Below are 15,581 nucleotides of genomic sequence, written 5' to 3'. Positions count from 1 at the left end.
TTTTATTACACTTTATTACTGCCAACTAAAAGTAATTAGTAATAACCTAGGTGCAGTTAAGGGATCATCTAAGGGACTATAATGAAAAAAACACTTATCGCAGCGGCTTTATTACTTACCGCGCCGAGCTATGGCAACGACTGGCAAACCATTCATACCGAGCACTTTAATGTGCATTACAGTATTGAGCATACCGACTTTGCCAAATCGACTGCTGTAGAGCTCGAAATAGTACGTACCAAAGTGCTTGAGCAACAAAACCGCGCACTCGATAAAACTGTAGATGTAGTGGTGTTTGATCCCTTAAATGCAGCGAATGGTTTTGCGCTACCTACCTCAAATAACCCGATAATGGCACTTTTTACCACGCCGCCACAATCAGATACTGTTATATCAAATACCTCAGGTTGGCAGCAGTTATTGGTATTGCACGAGTACATTCACTTAGTGCATTTAGCACAGCCAACACGTAATAACTGGCAGCAAAAAATACGCAGTCTATGGGATCTATACGATCTAACTTACAGCAATACCCCTCGTTGGGTTGCCGAAGGTTATGCCACGTTAATTGAATCTAAAATGACCGGTCGTGGGCGCTTATTTGATAACTACTCAGAAGCAATATTAGTAGAGTTTGCCCAGCAAGGAGCGTTGCCCAGCTACTCACAGTTAAATAGTACCGAAGGTGGCTTTATGGCCAGCTCCATGGCGTATTTAATTGGTAGCCGTTTTTTAAATTGGTTAGAGCAAAACTATTCAGAGCAAACGCTCGATAGCGTTTGGACACGCATGCAAGGCGTAAAAGTGCGTGATTTTGATCAAGCATTTAGCGGCGTGTTTGGGCAAAGTGCCGCTAAGCTGTACCGCCGTTTTGTAGCTGAATACACTTACAAAGCTATGGCCAAAGAGCAATTAGAACCTAAGCTTAATAGTGAGCTGTGGCTACAGCTTAGTTTATATGCAAGTAACCCTGCGCTTGCAAAAGATGGCAGTAAGCTGGCAATTGTAGAGCGTGATAAAAACGATAACACTAAGCTTATTGTGTACAGCACAGAGCAAAATACTAAAGCCGAAAATAGCTTTAATAAAGCACAAAAAAAGCTATTAGAAAATGATCCCCTAGATATTGCTGACACTGCACCTGGTGTATTTAAGCGTGAGCAAAAACAAGTGCTTAACCAAATTAACCGAGCAGGCATAGCTAACCCACAATGGATTAATAATACCACGCTTTACTTTAGTGCTTTTAGTACTGAGGAATCGGGGAGTTATAATCGTGTTTCTGATGTTTTTAGCTACAACACTGAAACCGGCAATATAGAGCAGCTTACCGAGCTTGCAGGTATTCGCCGTTTTAGCGTAACCAGCGATGGTGAAACCTTATATGCTGAGCAAGTAAGAGGTGGTTACTCAGAATTAGTGAAAGTAAATTTAACCACTAAAGTCGTCACTGAGTTATTTAATAAAAGTTTAAAAACGGCGTATGACTACCCAATATTAAACCCTGATGAAACTAAATTAGCTTACTTATCAGCATCTTTAAACGAAAATTGGCAATTATATATACAAAATACGGATGGTGAGCACCGTCAATCAGTGGCTATGCCAAACGGGTATCAATATTTAAGCCAACCAAGTTTTAGCCAAAATGGAGAGTCGCTTTACTTTATTGCTGGCTTAAATAGCGCTACCGATATTTATAGTTATCATATTGCAAGCAAAACACTCACTAAACTAACTCAAGGGCAAGAAGCGGTTGCACATCCCGTTGAAATGGCTGATGGCTCATTACTTTATTTCTCGATTAGCGCAGATGGCCCCAATATAAAACAACTAGCGAAAACACACCAAGGGAATATGGTTAGTGATATTGCAACCACTAAACATGCGCCACTGCTTATGGTTAATCAACACACACTTCCAAAAGCTAACATTTACACTAACCAAGTAGGCACACAAAGTAGCTACAATGCACTTGAGCAACAAGCCACTTTTGCACTAGGCGCGCAGTATTATTCGGCTGCAACCAGTTTGTTGAATTTAGGGGTTAAAAGTAGCGATTTATTAAAACAGCTCGACTTACAGGCAGGGTATAGCGCCGACTTGCACAATGGTGCTTTGCATGGTGGTTTTGTGCAGGCAAAATACAGTGCATTACCAGTAAAATTCAAACTTAGCGTGTTTGATTATAATTTAAATACAGCACGCCAATATAAATCCTTAAATCAAACAAGCTTAAGCGCCGATATTACTGCGCGCGGTGGTTTTGCTGCAATAAGTTACCCTCTTAAATTTGGGCAGTTAAACTTAACGCCAGAGCTTGCTTATAATTACACTGACTACAAACAAAACCATAAAAACTGGACGCGCTTAGGCGTTACTCAAAGCTGGCAATATGACCGCCAAGACTTTGTTATAGGCCAAAGTACTTATGCGAGCTGGTACGATGGCAGCAGCAAAAGTAATAATTGGCAAGGTTACGATTTAGCCGCCCAAATTTTTGGTAAAGCATTTGGTATTCCTCTTTATGCAAGCCTTGAGCAAAAGCAACGTGATGATGGCAGCCTTGCATTAGGTGGCTTTGGCTCAAACCTGATTAATCAGCAACAAAGTAGCGAATTTGTACTTTCATCTGAGCTGCCTTTTTACAGTGCAACTGCAAAGCGTTATCAAGGTTATGGTGCTGGGTTTAGCTTTAAAGAGGGGTTACCTTGGCTTTATTACAAGCAACACCAACTTGATAGCATGGTATATGCACAAAGTTACGGCTTAAAATATCAAGGTGATCTTAGCTTTGGGATGGGGCCTGCAGGTATAAATGATTTAACGTTTAATTTGGGCTTATCGCGCGTAGAAGGCGATAGCTTTGCAGATGAGATGCGCGCGTGGTTAAGTTTTTATTATTCGCTTTAGCGTTCTTAAAAGCAAAGGTAAAAATAATTAATAACGGGGTTTGAGCGGCGATTTAAGTGCCGTAAAACCCACATTTACTTTGTCATACTTAACGACAGTAACTTAGCTTGATACACATTAAGCTTTTGTTTGTCGCGTTCAAGTTCGATGGCTTTTTCGAGTAAGCTTTGTGTTTGTTGAGTTTTACCTTGCTGAAAGCGTATTTTCGCCAGCTCTAAATACAGATCGGCTATATACGGTGCTTTTACTATTGCTTGCTCAACATGTTTGTTAGCGCTATAAATATTTCCTGTTTGTAACTCATTTTTAGCCAGTACTAATAACTCATAAGGATCTTTTTCTATATTTATTAGTTGTAAAGATAACTGCTGCGCAAGCTGAGTATCACCAAGCTTTTGAGCTAATAATTGATAGTTACTAATTAAATTTATGCTCGCATAATTGTTATTTAATGCTGCTTGATAAATATTTTTCGCGCTTTGTAAGTCGCCAGCATGGCGGTGTAATATGCCTGCTAAGTTAAATAGCTCAGGATTGCATATTCCGGAGCATCGTGAACAGTGATTCCGGCCCATCGTGAACACCCGTTCTGGTTTTAGCGTGAACGCTCATTCCGGTTTTATCGTGAACACTTTTGACTGATTTTCCGGAATCGGTGTTCACACCAAACCAGTACAATTTCAACGCATTGATTATTAATTACTTTGTTAAGCTATTTCCTTTTTGTATTACTGAGGAAGGGATATGGCGACTAAGAGGATCACAATGCGTAAAATTCGAGAAGTGTTGAGGCTACATTTTGCTGCCCAACTCAGTGTCAGAAAAATAAGTGCCAGCACTAAGATCAGTGTCGGTGGTATTCAAAAACTACTCACTAAAGCCAGAGCTTTATCGTTAAGTTGGCCACTGCCCGACGAGCTTGATGATTCTGTGCTTGCTAGTCAGTTCTATCCTCGCGCCGACACTCGGCCATCCCAGCGATTTGAAGTGCCAGATTGGCCAGCCATTCGAAAAGAATTAACGGGCAAAGGCGTCACCAAGAACTTACTCTGGGAAGAATATACTCAGCAATATCCGAATCGTTGTTACAGCTATTCTCAGTTCTGCGATCGCTATATGACCTGGCTTAAAAAGCAAAAACGTTCGATGCGACAAGTGCATAAAGCAGGAGAAAAACTCTTTGTCGATTATGCGGGTCAAACGATGCCCATTGTTTGTAATGCGACGGGTGAAGTGAAGTTCGCCCAGATATTCGTGGCGGTGATGGGCGCATCAAATTATACATTTTGTGAAGCAACCTGGAGCCAAAGTCTACCCGACTGGATCGGCAGTCACGTGCGAGCATTTGAATTTATCGGCGGTATACCTGACATGGTTATCCCCGATAATTTACGCAGTGGTGTCAGTAAAGCGTGTCGCTACGACCCTGATGTTAACCCGAGTTATCAGCAATTGGCCGCGCATTATGGCACCGTGATTGTGCCTGCTCGTCCCAGAAAACCACAAGATAAAGCCAAGGCCGAAGTGGGCGTGCAAATCATTGAACGCTGGATACTCGCCAAGTTACGACACCAAACCTTTTTCTCATTAGCTGAGCTAAACCATTGCATCAAAGCCTTACTGCTTGAGGTCAATAATAAGCCCTTTAAGCAACTGAGTGGGACACGACAATCATGGTTCGAGTCAATCGACAAACCCGCCCTCGCGCCCATGCCCAAACTAGCTTATCAATTCACGGATATTAAACACGTCAAAGTGAATATTGATTATCACGTTCAGTATGATAACCATCTTTACTCGGTACCCCATCACTTGGTGGGTGAAAAGCTTGAACTTCATGCCAAAGACAACTTGATTGAGGCTTATTTCAAGCATAAACGCATCACCAGTCACCCGAGAAAATATCATCCGGGCATGACCACCACATCCGAGCACATGCCTGTAAAGCATGAGAAGCATCATAAATGGTCACCAGGGCGTTTAATGAATTGGGCGAAAGATATTGGAGATGACGTTTTGCTCTGGGTGAAAGCACAATTGGCACAGAAACAACATGAAGAACAAGCGTATCGTGTGTGCTTAGGCTTACTCAACCTATCAAGAAGCTATCCCGCCGATCGGCTCAATAACGCCTGTGCGATAGCCAATCAATACAGTTTATATCGGTTAAAACATATCAAAGACATACTCAGTAGCAACCAAGATAAATTGCCGCGAACGCAAGAAGAGCCGTCGACGTTATTGCCACAATCCCATGAAAATATCCGTGGTCCTAAAAGCTTCCATTAAGGTAAGGAAATTCTATGTTAGAACAAACGATAACTCAGCTTCGTCAACTCAAACTCAGTGGTATGGCCAACGCCTTAGTGAGCCAAATAGAACAACCAAGTACTTATGAAGGGTTGTCCTTCGATGAGCGACTACAACTGCTAGCAGACAGTGAAGCCCAAGACCGAGAGAGCCGAAAACAACAACGCTTACTTAAAGCGGCAAAACTTAAATTAGCCGCTAACGCCAGAGACATAGATTATCATCACCCGCGAGGTCTCAATCAATCGATGATGGCATCGCTACTGCAATGTGATTGGCTGAATAAATCACAAAACTTACTCATCACAGGCCCTTGCGGTAGCGGTAAAACCTATATCACTTGTGCGCTTGCGCATACAGGATGCATGAAAGGCTACAGCGTTAAATATTACCGACTCTCAAGGTTGATGCTTGCGCTGACACAAGCCAAAGCAGATGGCACTTACAGTCGAATGTTACAGTCACTCGCTAAGATCGACTTACTCGTTTTAGATGATTGGGGGCTTGAGCCACTTAAAGCGGCACAACGAAATGACTTAATGGAGATCATGGATGATAGGCACGGCAGTTCATCAACCGCCATCATCAGTCAATTACCCACCGAAGAATGGCATCAATCCATCGGCGATAATACCTTAGCCGATGCCATTTTAGATCGACTAATGCACAATGCTCATCGGATAAAATTAAAGGGGGAGTCTATGAGAAAAATTCAATCTAAAATTGACCATCGTGAACACTTAGGTTAAAAATGTCATGAACCCAATGCGTGGAATTTAAGTGTTCACGATAAAACCGGAATCGGTGTTCACCATCACCGGAATACGCAAGGATCTTTAGGGGTGTAGTTATTAGCTTGCAAAATAAGAGAATATGCCATGTTTAATTGTTTGTTTGCTAATGCGCTAGCGGCTAAATTGCTATAAAACTTAGCGAGTAAGTCATTATGGTTAGCACTACCTGAGTAAACACTGTCTCGAGTTGGGAAGTAGTCGATTAACGTACCTGCGCGGGTTGTTATTGTGCTTATTGGATTTATATTTTTAGCGGTACCTATTTCTTTAGGGGCATAAACCATAGTTCTAAAATGGTTAGCTACATACACTAAGTTACTTTCTTTTGCGTAAACAGGCTCGCTGGTCATTTCTTGAAAACTCGTATCTAAACCAAGAATGCGAGCATAGCTTTGGGTAAGCACCGCTAGGCTAATACAGTTTCCTTGCGCTCGATTAACTGTTTGTGTAGAAGTGAGTGTATCGCCGTGATATGTAAAGTTAGTTAGTTGGTTTTCAAGGTAATTATAAACAACTCTATCGGTACGAATCCCAGATAATAGCTGTTTTTTGGCATACGCTAAAAACTGCTCTGTCTCGACCTCAGACAGCTCAAAAATAGCTTGTTCAGATAAAGTGGGTTGCTGGCTAAATAAAGCATGATTAATTACTTGTGTAAGCGGTATAGTTTGCAGTATTTGCTTTTGATTGTTAGTACTGCTGCAGCCGGTTATTAATGAAAAAATAGTAATTATCACAAGCGTATAAAATTTCATAAACTCACTCCATTGATACAAAAGTAAGTAGCTTAAATAGAGTTAATTACTACTTTACCTAACATTATAATGAGTTTATTTTTTAATCAAGGGTTTGCTGTGCGGCGTTTATTTAAACGGTTTTGTCGTGACTGCTTTTTGCGTGCACGTCGGGTAAGCCATAAATAAAAGCCAGTACCTGCAAGCCATACAGGGCTTAAGCCAATAACAGCCCACAGCACCTTACTTACAAGCCCTGCAAAGTAGCCAAAGTGGAGCTTTCTAAAGCTATCAATTACTTGCCAGCCAATTCCTACTTCGCGAATATCCCAGTTAGCCATGTGCTCGCCAGTTAGCTTACTGTAAGTAATTGTATTGGCGTATTCACTAGCCAGCGGATTGGTTGTGCTTACTTCACCAAATAAGGTAATGTTTTCGTCTGGCTCTAATGGCAAAACTAAAAAAGTACCGTTAAAAGTAGAGATTTGTTTTTTGCTGTCATCGAGTATTTGCTGCAACGAAATGTCGTGACTGTATAAGGGGTTGGTTAGTACATAATGCTCTTCTTGTGCGTGTTCTATCACTTCGTGATACCACACAGCCCAGTTAAAGTAGCCGCCAGTAATGGCTAAAATAATAATAATGGGTGAGCCTAACACGCCGGTCATTTTATGAATGTCGCTAAGCACTATTTGTAGTGTTGCACGCCAGCGTACGCTAAATAAGCGTCGCCAAAATTTGCGATAAATAATCAGGCCGCTAATACCCAATACGAGTAAAAACACCGCAAAAAAGAACCCTAATACAGTGCCCGTTTGCCCTGGTAAATTTTTAAAATCGTTAAGTAAAAAGGTGTAATGCAGCTCTAAAAACCAATCGGTGAAATAATGGCTGGTACCCACAGGCTCTGACAAAATATCACCTGTGTATTGGTTTAAATGTAACTTAGCCCATTGCTCTGTACCGCGCTTTATTAAGTAAACCCGATCAGCAGTATCATCGTTAAATATTTCCCAACTAACTACTATATAATTAGGGTAAGTACGCTCTGTTTTAGCGATTAACTTATCAATAGGTAGTCGCTCAGGTAATGCTTTTACCACAAAGTGGCTATTTGGCATTAGCAGGCCATCTATTTCGCTTTTAAATACTAAAACACTCCCTGTAATGCTAATAACAATAAGGGGGATGATAGCAATAAGGGCAACCCAGCTATGAATTTTAAACAGTGTTTTTCGCATATATAAAGCAAGAAAAGATGACAAGTATTGCGCATGATAACAATTATCAATTGCAATTCAAGTTTTGCAGATGGTTATGCTAAAAACAGCAAAAGCGTGAACTTAAGCTAACGATTTTTGTATAGCTAAGTTGCCAGCTGCTAAAAAAATATTTTCAATTTAGTTGAGTAAAATCTAGTCGCCACTACAATGCCGCTATAATATAAAATCCTTTAAAAACATATGTTTATTATATGTTTCCATTTTAATTCCTATTAACACTTACGTAACGAGCGAGGTTGCTTTGGCACATTTTCTGCCTGTATTGTCTTCATTTATTTTAGTCTTTAGTTTTTTACCACTGCTAAATAAAATTCGTAAAAATCGCAGCGTGTCGGGTTTATCGCTGTTGATGATGACCTTTGGTGTTGCACAAAGTACGTACTTTATTGCCTTTAATCTGTATTTTGAGCGCTTTTATATGGCGCTGCCATTTATAGTAACAGGTATATTAAGTGGTTCTATTTTATACTATTTTGCGCGTTATAATGCTGAGCGAAAAGAGCGTGTTCAGTTACTGTGTATGTTGGCTTTTTCGCTTATTCCATTTACGTTATTAGCTAACCCAGTACTTGATACAGCTAAGGTACTAACGTGGTTAACCTTTGTTGGTTTGGTAATGAGCTCGGTGCGTGTAATGCCACAAACGTATAAAACTATTCGCAGTGGTGATATTAGTAATTTAAGTGCACGTTATTTTAGTTTGCAGTTTGTGGCGGGTATTTGTGGTTTATTTGCCGAGTTTGCTATGGCTACGCAAAGTATTGCGCATATTTTAACGTTTGTGATGATTTTACTCACCAACGCTGCGCAGCTTGGTTGCATTCAATATTATAAAATGCGCCCTAATACGGTATAACGTTTAAAATAGTAGTGATAATTTAATTTAACTGTGGCAGGTTTAAGCTATTCGTAATTATAAAGTTTAAACCATGCAATTAACTATTCATCAAATAGATGCGTTTACTAATGAATTATTTAAAGGCAATTATGCCGCAGTGATCCCCCTAGATACATGGTTAAGCGACGATTTAATGCTAAAAATTGGCGCAGAAAACAACGTGTCTGAAACCGCTTTTACTTGCCAGCAAAGCGATGGCAGCTTTGCTATTCGCTGGTTCTCACCTTTGATGGAAATTGACTTTTGTGGCCATGCCACACTGGCAGCTGCTTATGTGCTTTGTGAGCAGCATAATTTAGCGCAAGTGCGTTTTTATGCTGCTGCCGTGGGCGAGTTAGTCGTTAATAAAAATAGCGATGGTAGCTTTGCCATGACCTTTCCAAAACAAGCACCGGTTGTTGTATTAAATGCCCCTTCTGCACTGCTAAATGGTTTATCAAAAGCACCCACAAAAGTGCTAAAAAACCGCCAAGCTTATTTTGCTATTTACGATAATGAGCAAGATGTAACTCAGCTTAAAACCGATTCGCAGTTACTAAAAACATTATTTCCGCTCGATGTGGTTGCCAGCGCACCTGGAGATGAATACGACTTTGTGTCTCGCTACTTTTGGCCTGCAAGCGGTGGCGATGAAGATTATGTAACAGGCTCTATTCATACCGGCCTTGCCCCTTATTGGGCTCAGCAATTGGGTAAAACTACGTTAAGCGCTTATCAGGCTTCGAGCCGCGGCGGGCAGTTACTATGCGATGTTGGTGATACATATGTAACGATCACAGGGCATGCGGTAAGGTATTTAACCGGCACTATTTTTATTTAGCAAAGCGCTACATACTTTCTAAATTGTGTATAAATAAACCATGCTATTACTCTTGCGCTGCGAATAAAACGCTTTTATTTAAAAATATAATTTTTGAAAGTTAGCACAGGCGACGCAGCCGCCACTATATACTTATTACTCCAAACCGCGCCTCTATTATTTATTCTTGTTTAAAGTTATTGATTTATAAACTTAAAAATTACAGCTTTAATTTCTCTATAGTATTACTTGCCTAGATTCAAATTGTAAGTGCATAACTTGTTTTGGCTAGATTAAGTGGTCAGTTGCTCATAAACTAACTGCTTTTTCTCCGGCAAGAGATTTTACAATGAGACATTACAAACAACTGACCTATGCGCAAAGATGCCAGATCGCCGTTCTAAAGAAAAGCGGTTTTACGCAACAAAGTATTGCTGAGCTAACTAATTTATCGCAATCTACGATTTCAAGAGAGCTTTCTAGAAATACAGGTAAGCGAGGTTACAGACACAAACAAGCTCATGAGCGGGCTTTGTTTCGCCGAAGAAGTGTAAGAAAACCGCTTAAGATGACACCTGAAATGATAGCTTTAATTACCCAGAAGCTTAATGAGAAGTGGAGTCCTGAACAAATAACGGGATGGTTACGCAAAGAAAGTGAACTGTCTGTCAGCCATGAATGCATTTATCTGTATATCTGGGAAGATAAAAAAGCAGGTGGTGAGTTATACCTACATCTGCGCCGACACGGTAAGAAATATCACAAGCGCAGTCATGGTAAAACAAACCGAGGGCAAATAAAAAATCGCGTTAGCATTGAAGAGCGCCCACAAATAGTTGATGAGAAAGGTCGTATCGGAGATTGGGAAATAGATACCGTCATAGGTAAAGGTCATCGAGGCGCCCTTGTTACCATTGTAGAGCGGGTTACCCAATTCACTGTATCAACTCAGGTGGCAGGCAAAACAGCACAAGCCGTCACTACGGCGACGATAGAGCTATTAAGGCCATATAGGTCAGCGCTTCATAGCATCACGGCTGACAATGGAAAAGAGTTCGCTTATCACGAGCAAATCACAGAGGCTTTAAGTGTTCCTGTTTATTTTGCTCACCCTTATCACTCATGGGAGCGCGGATTGAATGAAAACACGAATGGATTACTACGTCAGTATTGGCCGAAGAGCACCGATTTTAAGGCGGTAACACCAGCGCAAGTTATACCAGTACTTGAGCAACTTAATAATCGTCCGAGGAAGACACTTGGATTTGAAACGCCTGCAAAATTGATGCAGGATCACTTGGCGGCTAAAGCCGCCTAAACGTTATGCACTTCAGATTTGAATCCGCGTTGTTATTCTTTTTATTAATTGAGAGTTATTTTAGAAATAGTTACTTACAAATGCGTCGTTAATATTTGGTTAAGCTCTGTTATTATGTTGTTAGTGAGTTTTTGAGGTAATTAAGTTATGCAAACAAGAATACTTAAATGGGTTTTTCCTTTTGTTGCACTTGCCATTGGCATAGTGAGCTTTATGGGAATTAACGCTATTGCAGAAGAATCAGCAGAAAAAAAACCAGTAGATACACGCCCTACCGTTAAAGTGGAAAGTGCTTTGGCAAATAATCATCAGGTTATTATTAATAGTTACGGTGAAGTAAAGCCGCTTGAAAATACCCAATTGTCGGCGCAGGTGTCGGGTGAGGTATTAAGTTGGCACCCTAACTTTATTGCCGGTGGTGTAGTTGGCCGTGGCGAAACCCTATTTACTATTGAAAAAGATAATTACCAAGCAGCCGTTTTAATGGCTGAAGCTGAGCTTGCACGCGCACAAGCAGGCTTAATTGAAGAACAAGCACAAGCGCAAGTAGCAGCAGACGAAGCAACACGCTTTCCTGGTAAGGCCCGTACAGATTTATTTTTACGTAAACCACAAGTTTTGAGTGCACAAGCGTCGGTTAAATCGGCGCAAGCTGCCTTAAAACGTGCGCAACGTGACTTAGAAAATTGCGAAATAACTGCGCCATACGATGCGCTCGTTATTAGTCGTAATATTGGTGTGGGTCAGTTTGTATCTATGGGTTCGCAAGTGGCCGAACTTAATAACATAGAAACCGCAGAGGTGATCATTCCTATTGCCGGCTTTGATAGTATTTTTTTACCAGAGCGAATTAAAGGTATTACTGCAACAGTGATTCAAAAAGGACTAAATAGCTTTACTCGTGAAGCAGTAATAGACCGCGATTTAGGTATTGTAGATAGTGCTACCCGCATGAGTAGTTTAGTGGTGCGAATTGACGACCCTTACGGTTTAAAAAGCAAACAACCAGCAATTAAATTTGGCAGCTACGTACAGGTAAGTTTTGCAGGCGCTATGCTCAGTAACATTTACCGTTTACCGCAAGCATTAGTGAATAATCAAACGGTATGGATAGTAAATGAGCAGCAGCAACTTGAGCCGCGCAAAGTAACGGTTATTAGAGAAGAAGGTGAGTTTTTTTATATTAACAGCGGTTTAAATGCAGACGATAAACTCGTTGTTACCTTGCCAGAGTATCCGCAAAAGGGCATGGAAGTAAAAGTGGCTGGTACTAGTACTAACAGCGCAACTGAAAGCTCAGAGACAAGCAACTCTAATACTCAGCAGTTGTAAGGCAGCAAAATATGAATGAACCAATAGAGCAAAAACAAACGGGTATTATTGCCTACTTTGCAAAGAATTCGGTAGCTGCCAATTTAATGATGTTTTTTATCATTGTAATGGGGATTATTAGTTACTTTACTATTCAGCGCCAAATGTTTCCTAATGTAGAAATTAACTACATTAATATTGAAGCTAACTATCCAGGTGCATCGCCACAAGAAATAGAAGAAAGCATTCTCATAAAAATAGAAGAGTCGCTTAAGGATGTAACCGAAATTAAAAAAGGCGTGTATCGTGCGTTTCGTAATGGTGGCCGTGCGAGCTTAGAAATAAATACTGACGTTAAACTTACCGACGTGCTCGATAAAGTAAAACTTCGCGTAGATGGTATAGCCACGTTTCCTGGCGGTATGGAGCCGGTAACAATTAGCCAAGTAGAGTTTAGACAAGACGTAATAGGCATGACCTTAGTAGCCGACCTGCCACTGAGCGAGCTTAAGCCAATTGCAAACCAAATAGAGAGTGAGTTATTGCAGCTTTCTAATGTATCGCTAGTTGTTAACGATGTGCCACTTGATGAAATAGCCATTGAAATTGAACCCGATACGCTGCGCCAATATAACTTAACCTTAAGCGATGTAATGAATGCAGTACGCAGATATTCAGCTAACTTTTCGGCAGGGCAGCTAAAAACTGACTCGGGGGTTATTTCGGTACGCGTAGAAAATCAATTTTATAGCGGCGAAGAGTTTCGAAAAATACCGGTAAAAATTGGCGAGTACGGCGCAAAAGTATTATTGCAAGATATTGCCATAATTAAAGACCAATTTACTGAAGGTGAGCGCTACTTTAAGTTTAATGGGCAAAATGCGGTGTACCTTTCGGTTAAAGCAACCCAAGAGCAAAACATGATCCCGGTTGCTGAGTCGGTTAAAGCATTTATAGAACAAAAAAATAATCAGCTGCCGCCCAGTATACGGTTAGAGCCATTAATGGATATGACTTACTATCTAAATGCTCGCCTTGATATGATGAAAGCTAACTTGTTTCAGGGCGCTATTTTAGTGGCAATTATGTTGTCGTTATTTTTGCGTTTTAAACTGGCGCTGTGGGTAATGCTAGGGCTGCCAGTGTGCTTTTTAGGTGCAATGATGATGATGCCGGTATTTGGTATTAGTATTAATATTATTTCGTTGTTTGCGTTTATTATGGTGCTGGGAATAGTGGTGGACGACGCCATAGTCATAGGAGAGAGCGCCTACACCGAAATAGAAAGAAGTGGTGGTGGCGTTGAAAGCGTAGTGCGCGGCGCTAATCGTGTTGCAACGCCTGCGACCTTTGGCGTATTAACCACAATTGCAGTGTTTGCACCATTTACCTTATCGAGCGGCCCAGAAAGCGCGTTTTTTTACGGTATAGCGGTAGTGGTAATGCTGTGCTTAGTATTTAGTTTGGTTGAATCAAAACTAATTTTACCGGCGCATATTGCTCATACGCACTTTGCACCTATTAAAAAAGGCAGTTGGCGCGATCGCTTTAATACCCGTTTTTTTGGCTTTGTAAATGGCCCGTATAAACGTTTTATAGTGCGCTGCGTAGAATGGCGCTGGACGGTGATGTTTGCATTTATAGCAATGCTTATTCTTAGCGTTGGGTTAATTACCTCAAACAAAGTACGTACTGTACCCACCCCTAAAGTACCGCACGACTTTCCACAAATACGCGTAGAAATGAATGACAATGTTTCAGACATACAAACCATTGCAGCTATTCGCGACATTGAAGCTATGGTGCTGCAAGTTGATGAAGCAACCGAGCGTGAATTTGGTAAAAAAATGATCCGCGATATCTTGGTATTTAACCAAGGTAGAACAGAGTCACAGTTATTAGCGCCATTAGTTGATGAAGACTTGCGTCCGTATAACGCCTTTGAGTTATCGCGTCGTTGGCGTGAGGCTATGCCAACCATAGCTGGCGTTAAGTCGTTAACTATTCAAGATGATGCTGGCGGCGGCGGTGCCAACGGTAATGGTGAGTTTGGCTATTTATTGTATGGCTCAGACATAGACACGCTAAATAGTGCAGGGCGTCGTTTTATTCAATTACTGCAGCAACAAAAAGGTTTGTTTGATATTAGCTCGACCATTGATCCTGCTAGTAAAGAAGTGCAAATGAGCTTAAAACCGGTTGCTTACGACTTAGGTTTAGATCTTTCGAGTGTTGCCACCCAAGTAGGTGCTAGCTTTTATGGTGGTGAAGCGCAGCGCGTGATCAGAAACGGCGAAGAAGTACGTGTAATGGTTCGTTACCCTAAGCTTACTCGCGAAGCATTTTCATCACTTAAACATGCAGTGATCACCACACCACAAGGGCGTGAGGTATTACTCGGTGATGTAGTTGAGCTAACCGAAACACCAGGCATTAGTTATATTCGCCGTGAAGGAGGCTATCGTACAGTTTATGTATATGGCAACATCGACGAAGAACAAATAGAGCCAGGCGAAGTAGTTAAACAAGTTAAAGAGAACTTATTACCGCAGCTTAAAGATGAGTTCCCTACAGTTAAATCTGAGCTTGGTGGCGCAATAGAGGAGCAACAAGCGCAAGCAAGTGAGCAAATGATGTTTTTTATTGGCGGCATGATCCTCGTTTATATTTTACTGGCCGTGCCATTAAAAAGTTACTCGCAACCGCTTATTGTTATGTCGGTTATTCCGTTTAGCTTAACGGGGGCTATTTGGGGGCATTATTGGTTTGGTTTAGATATTAGTTTAATGTCGGGCTTTGGTTTAATAGCCGCCGCAGGGGTAGTAATAAACGACTCCCTAGTTATGACCGATTATGTAAACCAAGTGCGCCGTAACGGCGTAAGTATTAAAGATGCCGTTATTGAGGCAGGCTGTGCGCGTTTTAGAGCTATATTACTCACCTCAATTACTACCTTTGCAGGGGTATTACCTATTATGTTTGAAACCAGCCTACAAGCTAAATTTGTTACCCCAATGGCAGTGGCGCTGGGCTTTGCTGTCATGTTTGCTACTTTAATAACACTGATTTTAGTACCGTGTTTATATATTATTTTAACGGATATAGGCGCGTTATTTAAACGCCCGTTTAGTAAAAAAACCACTAAAGCTACAATTTAAAATAGCATTGTTAGTAAGCAGCAAAGTAAAAAGCCAACCGAATTAGGTTGGCTTTTTTGTTTT

At 41.0% G+C, this 15,581-nt stretch carries 9 protein-coding genes and 2 pseudogenes; 8 read left to right on the top strand and 3 right to left on the bottom strand.

From position 1 onward, the window contains the following. Window positions 1-81 precede the first annotated feature (81 nt). Window positions 82-2,913, top strand: coding sequence for a TolB family protein (locus PNIG_RS16315; RefSeq protein WP_089368900.1), 2,832 nt, complete (start codon window positions 82-84; stop codon window positions 2,911-2,913). 74 nt (window positions 2,914-2,987) lie between these two features. On the opposite strand, the pseudogene PNIG_RS16310 reads toward PNIG_RS16315, so the two are convergent. Further along, a pseudogene (locus PNIG_RS16310) lies at window positions 2,988-3,449 on the bottom strand (tetratricopeptide repeat protein); the annotation flags it as partial. Window positions 3,450-3,657: 208 nt separating this feature from the next. On the opposite strand from PNIG_RS16310, the gene istA reads away from it, so the two are divergent. Both istA and istB read left to right on the top strand, forming a co-directional pair. Continuing rightward, a complete protein-coding gene (gene istA, locus PNIG_RS16305; RefSeq protein ID WP_024600838.1) occupies window positions 3,658-5,202 on the top strand; it encodes an IS21 family transposase in 1,545 nt (514 codons plus the stop codon). A gap of 14 nt (window positions 5,203-5,216) precedes the next feature. Beyond that, window positions 5,217-5,972: an IS21-like element helper ATPase IstB gene (gene istB, locus PNIG_RS16300; protein WP_024603886.1), complete on the top strand. Its 756-nt coding sequence runs from the start codon at window positions 5,217-5,219 to the stop codon at window positions 5,970-5,972. Window positions 5,973-6,043: 71 nt separating this feature from the next. On the opposite strand, the pseudogene PNIG_RS16295 reads toward istB, so the two are convergent. Then, window positions 6,044-6,772, bottom strand: a pseudogene (locus PNIG_RS16295) (tetratricopeptide repeat protein); the annotation flags it as partial. An 86-nt stretch (window positions 6,773-6,858) separates the two neighbouring features. Beyond that, window positions 6,859-7,992 carry a PepSY-associated TM helix domain-containing protein gene (locus PNIG_RS16290; protein WP_089368899.1) on the bottom strand — a complete coding sequence of 378 codons (1,134 nt, stop codon included), beginning with the start codon at window positions 7,990-7,992 and terminating at the stop codon, window positions 6,859-6,861. Between the two features lie 283 nt (window positions 7,993-8,275). Here PNIG_RS16290 and PNIG_RS16285 point away from each other — a divergent pair, with 283 nt between their 5' ends. The 5 genes from PNIG_RS16285 to PNIG_RS16265 all read left to right on the top strand — a co-directional run bounded on the left by PNIG_RS16285 (window position 8,276) and on the right by PNIG_RS16265 (window position 15,518). Further along, window positions 8,276-8,890: a PQ-loop domain-containing transporter gene (locus PNIG_RS16285; protein WP_011329585.1), complete on the top strand. Its 615-nt coding sequence runs from the start codon at window positions 8,276-8,278 to the stop codon at window positions 8,888-8,890. A gap of 73 nt (window positions 8,891-8,963) precedes the next feature. Beyond that, complete coding sequence (locus PNIG_RS16280; protein ID WP_089368898.1) at window positions 8,964-9,752, top strand: PhzF family phenazine biosynthesis protein; 789 nt, start codon at window positions 8,964-8,966, stop codon at window positions 9,750-9,752. Window positions 9,753-10,080: 328 nt separating this feature from the next. Then, a complete protein-coding gene (locus tag PNIG_RS16275) occupies window positions 10,081-11,049 on the top strand; it encodes an IS30 family transposase (RefSeq protein WP_089368737.1) in 969 nt (322 codons plus the stop codon). 147 nt (window positions 11,050-11,196) lie between these two features. Further along, window positions 11,197-12,381 carry an efflux RND transporter periplasmic adaptor subunit gene (locus PNIG_RS16270; protein ID WP_089368897.1) on the top strand — a complete coding sequence of 395 codons (1,185 nt, stop codon included), beginning with the start codon at window positions 11,197-11,199 and terminating at the stop codon, window positions 12,379-12,381. A gap of 11 nt (window positions 12,382-12,392) precedes the next feature. Continuing rightward, window positions 12,393-15,518 (top strand): efflux RND transporter permease subunit, encoded by a 3,126-nt coding sequence (locus PNIG_RS16265; RefSeq protein WP_089368896.1) that lies wholly within the window; start codon window positions 12,393-12,395, stop codon window positions 15,516-15,518. The last annotated feature ends 63 nt before the right edge of the window (window positions 15,519-15,581 follow it).

Origin of the sequence: Pseudoalteromonas nigrifaciens (genome assembly GCF_002221505.1) — a bacterium.
Classification (GTDB): domain Bacteria; phylum Pseudomonadota; class Gammaproteobacteria; order Enterobacterales; family Alteromonadaceae; genus Pseudoalteromonas; species Pseudoalteromonas nigrifaciens.
The sequence above is the reverse complement of the archived record's forward strand: the minus strand, read 5'-3'. Positions and strand labels throughout refer to the sequence as shown.

Excerpts from the sequence above, each read along its gene's own strand:
- istB (WP_024603886.1), top strand. The coding sequence starts at position 5,217 with ATGTTAGAACAAACGATAACTCAGCTTCGTCAACTCAAACTCAGTGGT.
- PNIG_RS16270 (WP_089368897.1), top strand. The coding sequence starts at position 11,197 with ATGCAAACAAGAATACTTAAATGGGTTTTTCCTTTTGTTGCACTTGCC.
- istA (WP_024600838.1), top strand. The coding sequence starts at position 3,658 with ATGGCGACTAAGAGGATCACAATGCGTAAAATTCGAGAAGTGTTGAGG.
- PNIG_RS16315 (WP_089368900.1), top strand. The coding sequence starts at position 82 with ATGAAAAAAACACTTATCGCAGCGGCTTTATTACTTACCGCGCCGAGC.
- PNIG_RS16290 (WP_089368899.1), bottom strand. The coding sequence starts at position 7,992 with ATGCGAAAAACACTGTTTAAAATTCATAGCTGGGTTGCCCTTATTGCT.
- PNIG_RS16265 (WP_089368896.1), top strand. The coding sequence starts at position 12,393 with ATGAATGAACCAATAGAGCAAAAACAAACGGGTATTATTGCCTACTTT.
- PNIG_RS16280 (WP_089368898.1), top strand. The coding sequence starts at position 8,964 with ATGCAATTAACTATTCATCAAATAGATGCGTTTACTAATGAATTATTT.
- PNIG_RS16275 (WP_089368737.1), top strand. The coding sequence starts at position 10,081 with ATGAGACATTACAAACAACTGACCTATGCGCAAAGATGCCAGATCGCC.